This is a genomic window from Breznakia sp. PF5-3, from assembly GCF_029504745.1.
In the GTDB taxonomy this organism is placed as follows: Bacteria; Bacillota_I; Bacilli_A; order Erysipelotrichales; family Erysipelotrichaceae; genus Breznakia.
Genome location: NZ_JAQFIQ010000079.1, coordinates 1 through 2,324, shown reverse-complemented (window position 1 = coordinate 2,324; position 2,324 = coordinate 1). Strand labels below are relative to the sequence as shown.

The 2,324-nt window shown below is 31.8% G+C and carries 2 protein-coding genes; one reads left to right on the top strand and one right to left on the bottom strand.

Going from position 1 to position 2,324, the window contains the following annotated elements; genetic code table 11:
* Positions 1 to 209 precede the first annotated feature (209 nt).
* On the bottom strand, positions 210 to 1,199 hold the full coding sequence (gene trpS / locus M2475_RS11310; protein ID WP_277491638.1) for a tryptophan--tRNA ligase: 990 nt from the start codon (positions 1,197 to 1,199) through the stop codon (positions 210 to 212).
* 501 nt (positions 1,200 to 1,700) lie between these two features.
* On the opposite strand from trpS, the gene M2475_RS11305 reads away from it, so the two are divergent.
* Complete coding sequence (locus tag M2475_RS11305; RefSeq protein WP_277491637.1) at positions 1,701 to 2,165, top strand: Spx/MgsR family RNA polymerase-binding regulatory protein; 465 nt, start codon at positions 1,701 to 1,703, stop codon at positions 2,163 to 2,165.
* Positions 2,166 to 2,324 lie beyond the last annotated feature (159 nt).

Here is a 2,324-nt window from a genome sequence, read left to right as displayed (position 1 = left end):
AGCACAAATATACTATACCAAAAAGAACGTCTTTTCTCATCTCGAGATTAGGCGTTCTTTTTATTTTAGGTCTGTTTATTTGTCACAGCCCCTTTTTTATTACAGATTATTTTTAAAATGACTGCTATAGGGTTTCAATCGCTTCGTTATTTTAAGTAAATACAAAAAAAGACTCGCTGTATAAAGCAGAATTTTTTTGAATAAAAGTTTTATTTGAACAATTGTAATCCTAATTTTTTCTTTACCTTGAATACTTTTTTGCGGGCAACATACCTTGCTTTCTCGGCACCATCTTTTAAGGTTTGTTCAATAACACCAGTTTGCATGATGGTTTTATATTTGCTTTGCAATTCACTTAGAAAATCAAAAACGGTTTCACTAACATATTTTTTAAAATCCCCATAACCTTTATCTTCAAATTTGCTAACAATTTCTTCGATTGATTCTCCAGACAAGGTACTTTGTATTGTTAATAAATTTGAGATACCTGGTTGATTTTCTAAATCATATTGCACAATACCGATGGAGTCTGTTACAGCAGACATAATTTTTTTGCGCGCTACAGCAGGTTCATCCAATAGATAAATGCAACCTTTCTGGTTTTCTTCTGATTTCGACATTTTCTTAGTAGGGGTTTGTAATGACATGATTTTAGCTCCCACTTTCGCAACCACTGGTTCAGGAACAACAAATGTTTCTCCATGTGCATGGTTGAAACGATTTGCTAAATCACGACATAATTCAACATGTTGTTTTTGGTCGACTCCAACAGGAACAACATCAGCATCATATAATAGGATGTCAGCAGCCATCAATGATGGATATGTGAATAACCCTGCAGTAATATTTGATTCTTTTTTTGCTGAGCGATCTTTGTATTGTGTCATTCTGTTCAATTCTCCCATATAAGAATTACAAATCATTACCCATCCCAATTCTGCATGTTCTAAAACATCACTTTGAAGAAATAGAGTAACTTTCTGTGGGTCAAGTCCACAAGCAAGATATAGAGCAATTAAGTCTTTTGTGTTTTGTTTTAATTCTTTTGCATCTTGTGCTTCTGTAATAGCATGAAGATTAGCTATAAAAATATACATTTCATATTCATCTTGTAAGTTTACAAACTGACGAATCGCTCCTATATAATTACCTAAGGTTAATCTTCCGGTTGGTTTGATACCACTTAAACATTTTTTCATTTATATTACCTCCTAAAAATAAAAACGTCCCAAACATAAATGTTGGGACGCTTATTCACTTTCATAAGCGCGGTGCCACCCGACTTACTCATTTTATGAGTCTCTCTATTAATATGGTGTAACCATATATATTATAAGCTCCATAACCCAATTCAATATAATTCCTTGTTTGTCTTGCACCATCCGACAAATCGCTGCTGTCCATAATTTATATTTACTTTTATTACTTCATCGCTTTATACATTATAGCATTAATGTTTTTAATAAGAAAGAAGAAAAGCATGGAAAGGGATAAGTTAATTTTACAATGTTTTATAAAAATATTATAGCTTTCATACTATATTATATATAAGAAGTCTCTTTTATATATAAGGTACAAGTGTGTTTAGTAATAAAAATAAAAAACAAAAATCAATTCTTCAATTTTTGTGTGAATATTGGTTTCTTTTATAAATGAAATCCTATATAATATATACATGCTTATAGAAAGCGAGGGTTCGTATGATAATTTTGTATTCATCACCTGGTTGTGCATCGTGTAGAAAAGCGAAGCAATGGCTTAAAGATCGCAACTTGGAATTCGTTGAAAAAAATATATTCTCGACGATTTTAAAAGAAGATGAAATTAAATATTTATTGAGTAGAAGCGAAAATGGAACCGAGGATATTATTAGTACTCGTTCAAAACCGTTTAAAGAGCTTGGTAAAAATTTAGAAGATATGCCAGTCAATGAGGTTATAAGTTTTATACAGGAACATCCATCTGTAATGAAACGACCTATCATTATTAATAAGGATAATTTCTTAGTAGGGTATGACGATGATGAGATTACAGCATTTGTACCAAAAGAGTTACGAGCATTAAGTGAAGATGCTTGTAATGAATCTTGTCCAAATTATCCGATTTGTGGATCTTTGAGAAAAGCGCCGAGGAAAGAAGTTAATAAGGCAGAACAGCATAATTAAGAGCGTCAAACAGGGCGCTTTTTTAATGAAAAAAAGAAAAATTAAAAAAAGTTTCAAAAACGTCAAAAAAAGCGTTGACAGGGGTAAATAGATTTGATATTATAAACAGGCACGGTCGAGAGCCGAGCAAGAGAATTAGATCTTTGAAAACTAAATAGG